General features: G+C 58.7%; 6 protein-coding genes and 1 pseudogene. 6 read left to right on the top strand and 1 reads right to left on the bottom strand.

Going from position 1 to position 7,226, the window contains the following annotated elements; translation table 11 throughout:
• From B3520_RS04970 to B3520_RS04950, 5 genes are all read left to right on the top strand, one after another.
• The coding region (locus B3520_RS04970; RefSeq protein WP_286875540.1) for a TIGR02270 family protein at window positions 1-1,089 on the top strand (1,089 nt) is incomplete at its 5' end.
• Window positions 1,086-2,180 (top strand): hypothetical protein, encoded by a 1,095-nt coding sequence (locus B3520_RS04965; RefSeq protein ID WP_123639113.1) that lies wholly within the window; start codon window positions 1,086-1,088, stop codon window positions 2,178-2,180. The genes B3520_RS04970 and B3520_RS04965, both read left to right, overlap by 4 nt.
• Window positions 2,177-3,829 (top strand): hypothetical protein, encoded by a 1,653-nt coding sequence (locus B3520_RS04960; RefSeq protein WP_286806282.1) that lies wholly within the window; start codon window positions 2,177-2,179, stop codon window positions 3,827-3,829. Before B3520_RS04965 ends, B3520_RS04960 begins: the two co-directional genes overlap by 4 nt.
• Window positions 3,830-3,831: 2 nt before the next feature.
• Window positions 3,832-4,371, top strand: coding sequence for a hypothetical protein (locus tag B3520_RS04955; protein WP_286806283.1), 540 nt, complete (start codon window positions 3,832-3,834; stop codon window positions 4,369-4,371).
• Between the two features lie 96 nt (window positions 4,372-4,467).
• The gene (locus tag B3520_RS04950) at window positions 4,468-5,004 is read left to right on the top strand and encodes a hypothetical protein (protein ID WP_286806285.1); all 537 of its coding nucleotides are present in this window, start codon (window positions 4,468-4,470) and stop codon (window positions 5,002-5,004) included.
• Window positions 5,005-5,178: 174 nt separating this feature from the next.
• Here B3520_RS04950 and B3520_RS04945 read toward each other — a convergent pair whose 3' ends face one another.
• Complete coding sequence (locus B3520_RS04945) at window positions 5,179-6,501, bottom strand: DUF3300 domain-containing protein (RefSeq protein WP_286806287.1); 1,323 nt, start codon at window positions 6,499-6,501, stop codon at window positions 5,179-5,181.
• 312 nt (window positions 6,502-6,813) lie between these two features.
• On the opposite strand from B3520_RS04945, the pseudogene glyA reads away from it, so the two are divergent.
• Window positions 6,814-7,226: pseudogene (glyA, locus tag B3520_RS04940) on the top strand (serine hydroxymethyltransferase); the annotation flags it as partial.

The raw sequence follows: 7,226 nt of genomic DNA, 5'->3' as shown, positions 1-7,226 counted from the left end.
CAGGCCCCAGAGCGAGCCTGGGCCGCCTGTCAGAGCGCCCTGGCTCATGCGGGGCCAGGTGAGGTGTTTGCGGCGGCCGCCGTGGCGTTTCGTACACTGGAAGTGGGGTGTATTCAGCAAGCGGTAGAAGCGGGGTTACAGGATGGGGCGGGATTCGCCGCGCTGGTGTCGGCGCTGACCTGGCTGCCCGGCCGTTACTGCCACGACTGGGTGCGTAAATTTTTCATCAGTAAGGAGCACATTCACAAGCGTCTGGCACTGGCAACCTGCCGGGCCCGTGGCGAGGACCCCTGCGACTTTCTGACCCGGATCCTGCGCCGGAACGACTGTCGTGCTGACAGTTTGCTGCACGGTGAAGCGTTGCACTGCGTCGGCGTTTTCAAGCGTCGTGACCTCTCACCGTTCCTGGCGGAAGGGCGCGAGGGTGGCGAGCCGGGGGTCACGTTTGAGGCCTGCCGCTCGGCCATTCTGTTGGGCGATCGGTCAGCAGCGAGAATGCTCATGCCGTTTGCCTTGCAGTCGGGCCCCCGGCAGTGCGACGCGTTGATCTTGGCCATGCGTGTGTTGCCGAGTACCGATGCCAAGCAGTGGGTCGCGCAACTATTCGGCCAAACCTCGCCGGACGCGGCCCGACTATCCGTGATCGCCACCGCGGCTCTGGGCGACCCGGAAGCGGTTCCCTGGTTGCTTCGCTGTATGAAGCAATTGTCGCTGGCTCGTGTGGCGGGCGAGGCGTTCTACCAGATCACGGGCGTCGATCTGCAAGCTCATGACCTGCACCATCAGCTCCCCCAACTCAATGACGCTGAAGCACAGGATCACCCGGACACACCGGTACCCCCGATGGATGACGATGAGCACTTGCCCTGGCCCAACACCGAAAAGTTGACCGTATTCTGGGAGACGATCAAGCACCGTTATCCGCCGGGTGAACGGCTCCTGCTGGGTGAGCCGGTCACCGAGGCCAATCTACAGCGGGTTCTGTCGGAGGGCCCCCAACGCCAGCGCGCCGCGGCCGCGTTGGAGTTGGCGTTGCTCGATCCGCAACAGTCCTGGTACTCCATGGAACGAAGGCAGGAATCGCCATGACCCAGAACCGAGTGTTGTATCTGGCCGGCAGCGGCATGATTACCGCCATTGGCGGCTCTACTGAAATGGTGTGGGCCGCCGCTGGCGCACAGATCAGTCGCTACGCTACCAGCAGCTATTTTACCGGAAAGCGCCGGTTGATCGTTCAGGCATTGGTGCCCGACGAAGCCCTGCCGCTCTTGCCGACCTTGTTGGAGCAGTACCCGGAGCTGACGCTGCGAGAGCAACGGATGTTGGCAATGTCGACGGTGGCCGCCGCCCAGGCGCTCCAGCCCGTCTCAGCGGGCTCGCCGATTCCCCTGCTTTATGCCGGTCCCGAGGTATACCCCGGTGTCGCCACCGGGCTGAGCGACGGCTTTCTTCCCGCGCTGTACGAACAATTGGCGCCCGGCGCCATTGACGCCCGGCGCTCCCGCGCGGTCAGTGTCGGCCGTCCGGGAGTCATTGAGGCGATCAAGTTGGCCTTTCACTATGCCTACGACATTGGCCACAGCGCTGTTCTGGTCGGTGGAGCCGACAGCTACCAGTTCAGCCCCTTGCTGGCGATGCTCGACGGGCAGAAGCGCTTGGCGGCTCAGCACCTGCGCCCGCACCCCGGAAGCGACGCCTTTGCACCGGGAGAAGCCGCCGGTTATCTCTGCCTGACGCCGGATCCGGAAAAGGCGCTGATTCAGAATGGCCGCCGCGTCGCCCTGACTGAGCCGGGTTTTGGCTACGAGTCCGGGCACTGGTTCAGTGACAAACCTTACCGGGGCGAGGGCCTGGATCAGGCGTTCAAGCAGGCCCTGGCGGGGCGTCCAACGCAGCGGACCATCAAGAACATCTACAGCAGTGCGAACGGCGAACGTTACTGGGGCAAAGAGTTGGGTGTGGCACTGACCCGCAACCACCACCTGTTCGACGATCCCAAGGTGCATCACCCCGCCGAGTATTACGGTGATATCGGCGCCGCGACAGGCGCCGTACTGGTGGCTCTCGCGGGCCAGACAGCGCTCAGTCTGCCGGGAGACGATACCCACCTCATCTATGGCTCCGCCGACCAGAGCTATCGGGGAGCGATCTGCTTACAGGCTGAAGGAGTGGCTGCATGACGCAAGTCGGCGAAGGTGTTGCGGTCGGTGGCGGCCGGGACCCCGACATCGATGACCTCGATGATAACCACTGGCTGGAACTGGAGTACCGCTTTCAGAGCGGGCGTGCCGTGTATGGCTATTTCCGGGCGACCGACAGCGACGGTATGGTCTGGGTGGGACGACTCAACGACCAGGGCCAGGTGTGTCTGGCCGGACTGCCGCCAGGCAATGTACGCGTAACGTTATTACCCGAACCCGATCTGGACGCGCGCATCGAAGCGACCCGAGCGTCGATCAAGGAAGTCCTTGACCAGATCATCGAAGATCAACGCCTGGAAGCCGAAGCCTACGAGCGTGAACTCGAACAGATGGGCGGCCCGCAGCGCGTTTTTGAACACATTCAGGCCGTGGGGCGTGGTGCGTGGAATGGCGCTGTGGGGTTCGTTGAGTTTGTGGGAAAAACGGCCTACAAAGTCGCGGAATTCTCCTATTACCTCAGTCCGGCCAACCTCCTGGGCGATACGCTAAGGGCCAGCTATCAAAGCTATCAGGACGGCGAGCTGACCTGGTCGGAATGGTATGACAGCGTCAACCAGAACCTGCAGGACGAACAAAAGAAAGACCTCGCCCGCCTGTTCGGCGTGGAGCCGGACGATATCTGCGAGGAGCGCCTGCGGGAATTGATGGGGCTGATCGCCGAGGCCTACGACATCGCCGCCTTTATCGCCGACGATGCACCCACCAGGGAAATGTTGCTGGAATTTGCCCAGGCGATGGCGGACAATCAATCCAGCGTTGAGTGGGCCGAGTTTGCCGGCGCCGGCGTATTTGAAATCGTCCTGGCGGCCCTGCTGGCCATCTTCACCGCCGGCGCAGGCAACGCCGCCCAGGCCGCCTCACAGCTCCGCCACGCCAGCCGGCTGCGCGGCCTGGGCCACCTGTTTCGCAATCTGGCCCGACAGCTGCGTCGAAAGAAGCTCCGGAAAGAATTCGACGCGCCGGTTGATCAGAAAACCAGCCTTTCTACCGACCAGCCCCAAGCGCCTCAACTGACAGCCAGGGCCGAGCTGCCCTACGAACCGCATTCCGATGTCAAGGCGCCCAAAACTGGTGACCGAGTACATAAGCGCTATCACCGTGACGGAAACCCGGACGATCCCTATACTCTTCAGGCTGATGGGAAGCCGATGGGTGCGGAAACCGGCCCTATGCCGAACCACTTGACCGGGCTTGAGGCTCCCCCTGCAGGTCATGATGATTTGGTCGCTCAGGGCTGGCCAAACTTGAACTATGATGGCTACGAAACCTACGATACCTTTGTGGATGCGAAACCAGTCGATATACCCGAAGGTACTAAGATTTATCGTATAGTCGATGAAAAGAACAACGATGCAGGTGGCTTTTGGGCTTATGATCTTCCAGCCAATAAGACTGAATGGCGCAGAGGCTACGCTGTAAAAGATGATTGGAATGATAATGGGTACTATGTCGAGCATTTTGTGGGAGAAGGTGGACTGAAAGCTTGGGAAGGGCCGGCTGCAGGTCAGCCCTACGAAGAATTTTCGGGAAACGAGTTCTATCTCCAAGGTGGTAGCACACAATTGTTCGTTTCCCCGAACAGTATCGAAGCGTCATCGCCAAACCTTACCAACTGGCCGGAGCCATAGCTATGGATAAAGAGATGAAACGTGAGTTGCTGGCGAGAAAGTTCTCAAGTGTTGATTACATGCTTGAAATGTCTGAGTGGCATCAGCGAGCGATTGACAGTTTAAAGGAAGCGTTGAGTGCGTTCTTCGAGCGTTCTTCTGAACATGGAGACTGGCATCAGTGGCCGCCGTCGGATTGGCCAGAAACTTGGCGAGATCGGGTACTCAAAAATTTGTTGGGGACGCAAGAGAGTATTGATCGAGGTATAGAGAACTACAGAAAAGGTCAAGTCTCCACGATTAGAAGCGTCTCTGGAAGTTTGCACGGGATTTTTCGGAATCTTGACAACTTTAGTTGGGGGTGGTGGGAGCGCATACCCAGTCACCACAGAGACGAGTTCACTAAAAATCTTGTTAAGGCAAAAAAGTGCGCTTCGAATATCATGCGGCAACTGATGGGAGCATGGAAAACCAAAGATTCAATTCTTACTCCGGAAATCACTGGCCCTATTGATGAGGAGGATCTAAAGCGATACTTGAAGCCTGGAGAGAGCGCCTATTAGCTATTTTCCCTGGTGTGGCTGGTATGCCATATTGGTAGGCTGGTGTTGATTGGAAAATGTCAATTCACGCTTTGATGGATTGGTCGGTAGTTTACGATGGATGATAATTTAAAAAGGACATTACTGAGAAGAAAATTTTCTAGCATTGAGTACATGCAAGAAATGTCTGTATGGCATAGAAGAGCGATTGAAGTTCTGGAGAATTCATTGGACGCATTTTTCGAGAGATCGTCTGAGCAAGGTGACTGGCATCAATGGCCCGCTTCAGATTGGCCAGAGACTTGGCGGGATAGAGTCCTAAGAAACTTGGTAGGTACGCAAAAGGGAATTGATGAAGCTATTCAAAAGGCGATCGAAGGTGATAACGGCTACATGGAAGGTGTAGCTAGTGAGGTTCACAGTATTTTCAGGAATCTCGATAATTTTAGTTGGGGCTGGTGGGGCCGAGTCTCTGACCACTACCGAGAGGACTTCCAATCCAGCTTGGTAAAAGCAAAAAAACGGGCGACCAATATTATGGATACTTTGTCTGAATACTGGCGAGACGATGAAATCCTTAATGAGCGAATCACAGGGCCAATCGATGAGGAGGATTTGAAGCGATACCTGAAGCCTGGGGAGTCAATATACTAATAGGCTATAGTGCCTTTTATTCGCTATTAATGTTTAGTCTGGTGCGGTCAGTTTCCTGGGTGCGTCGCTGGACTTCTGCCAGCCTGAACGATTGTGAATTGACCAATTCCCGTGACCCGCTCTGTTTCAAGTGGCTGCGCTTCCCTGTAGCAGCCACTTTAACCCATCACTTGATCACCGCCGCTCGGCGCGTCCATTCTCATTTCGGCTCTGGCGAGCTCGCTCACTGATAGATGAGCGGTTGCGGGCCGCATCCACCCGATCCCGGGTGCTGCGTTGAAAGTTCTGCTGGCTCCGTTCTGGTTGCCGAAGGTTGCGGGCGTTGGCTCGTTCCTCCCGGGAGGGGCGCTCGGTGCGAGTGGTGCGGGTACGCTCTTCGCGGGCTTGACGCTGCACCTGTGCACGGTCGCGGTTTGGCTCATTGGCGCGCAGGCGCTCGCCAGAACGCTGTTCCATCCGGTTCGGAGTTTCCCGACGGGTCTGGTAGGTATCGCTGCGGTCAAGCCGGGGTTGTTGCCGATCATTTCGAGCCTGAGCGTCCCGCGAACGACGGGGTTCACTCCGGGCGCTGCTGCGGGGGTTCTGCAGGCGCTGTTCGATGCGCTCTACACGCTGGGCGCGTTCCACTCGTGTCCCGGAATGGCGTGCGGTGCGCGACGGGGCGGCATACCGTTGACGCACCGTGCTGCGACGGTACTCGACGCCGCGGCGATGGCTCGGGTTGTGTTTCCAGCGGCGCGCTTCTTTATAGCGAACCACACTGCGGCCGGAGTGGAAGCGGTGATGGTTGTGCAGGTCAATGTCAATCACCACGGTGTGCCGGTTGTGCCAGTGAAAGCTGCTGAAATAGAAGCTGCGGTGGTCAATCCGGGTGCCGAAGCTCCAGAAGATACCCGCATTCCAGTAGCCCCGACTGGGGCGATGCCAGCGGTGGGGCGGGTGGTGGTGCCAGCGCCAGGGGCCGTACACCACCCGGGTGTCGTAATAAGGAATGTAGATGACCTCGGATACCCGGGGTTCGACAATGATGGTTTTCTGCTCTATGACCACCTCCTGATGTTCGGTGGTGCGCAGTGTGCCCGCCTCGTAGGCCCGTTGGCGCAGGTCCTGCACGCTGGCGAGGACCTCGCCCTCGTCCCACAGAAAGGCCTCGCCGAGATCCTGGGTCCATTCCAGATCATCCGCCATGCGTTCGAGAATGTCGGGAAAGGCCACCAGGGCGGTCACACTCGGATCCCAGCCTTCGCGCTCGGCGGCGGACACCGCGGCGGCGCCTTCCATATTGCGGTGGCGCTGAGCCCACCGGTTCGCCTGTACCACTTCAAGGGGATAAGTGCTGGCGATGAGGATGTGGGACAGCACGGTGTCCGGGTAGAGGGCGACGGGGGCCAGCATCTGATTCAGTTCGGCCTGACTGTAGTCGTCGTCGGCCCAGGCGCCCAGGCTGAGCACAAGCAGCAGGGCGGCGGTGGCCAGGGTAGTCCAGGATGTCTTCATGGGGTGTCCTCCCAGAGGTTTCGCTCGTATATAGAGCATTGCCTCTGTTATACCGCCGGGCGGCTTAACCGAAACTGAATATCCGGTATGGCCTAGGCCGACGGCCTGTCAGGCATTGTTGCACCGGCCCGTTGGCCGGTCAAACGCCATGCGGGCTTTGCCGCCAGAAGACGGATGCGCTTTATGAGCGAGACTATGGCGCTGGTTGAGTATTTTTCTTGGAAGCGAGCTGGTTGATTGGTGTACAATTCGCGTCCAATTTTAACCCCGGCGGGCTGTTGCCTGGCCTGTCGCCCTGCTCAGGATGTGTTCATGTTTGACAAAACTCAGACGATTGCCGATTTTGACCCCGAAATCTGGGATTCCATCCAGAAGGAAAGCCGTCGCCAGGAGGAGCATATCGAGCTGATTGCCTCGGAAAACTACACCAGTCCGCTGGTGATGGCAGCCCAGGGCACCAAGCTGACCAACAAATACGCTGAGGGCTATCCCGGCAAACGCTACTACGGTGGCTGCGAGTACGTTGACCAGAGTGAACAGCTGGCGATCGAGCGCGCCAAGGAGCTGTTCGGTGCCGATTACGCCAACGTTCAACCGCACTCCGGCTCCCAGGCGAACTCCGCCGTTTATGCCGCCCTGTGCAAGCCCGGCGACACCGTTCTGGGTATGAGCCTGGACGCCGGTGGCCACCTGACCCACGGTGCCAAGCCGAACTTCTCCGGCAA

Source organism: Marinimicrobium sp. UBA4509, assembly GCF_002388575.1.
In the GTDB taxonomy this organism is placed as follows: domain Bacteria; phylum Pseudomonadota; class Gammaproteobacteria; order Pseudomonadales; family Cellvibrionaceae; genus Marinimicrobium; species Marinimicrobium koreense.
The sequence above is the reverse complement of the archived record's forward strand: the minus strand, read 5'-3'. Positions and strand labels throughout refer to the sequence as shown.

What these genes read in the sequence shown, in the direction of transcription:
- B3520_RS04945 (WP_286806287.1), bottom strand. Translation starts at nt 6,501, where the DNA reads ATGAAGACATCCTGGACTACCCTGGCCACCGCCGCCCTGCTGCTTGTG.
- B3520_RS04960 (WP_286806282.1), top strand. Translation starts at nt 2,177, where the DNA reads ATGACGCAAGTCGGCGAAGGTGTTGCGGTCGGTGGCGGCCGGGACCCC.
- B3520_RS04950 (WP_286806285.1), top strand. Translation starts at nt 4,468, where the DNA reads ATGGATGATAATTTAAAAAGGACATTACTGAGAAGAAAATTTTCTAGC.
- B3520_RS04955 (WP_286806283.1), top strand. Translation starts at nt 3,832, where the DNA reads ATGGATAAAGAGATGAAACGTGAGTTGCTGGCGAGAAAGTTCTCAAGT.
- B3520_RS04965 (WP_123639113.1), top strand. Translation starts at nt 1,086, where the DNA reads ATGACCCAGAACCGAGTGTTGTATCTGGCCGGCAGCGGCATGATTACC.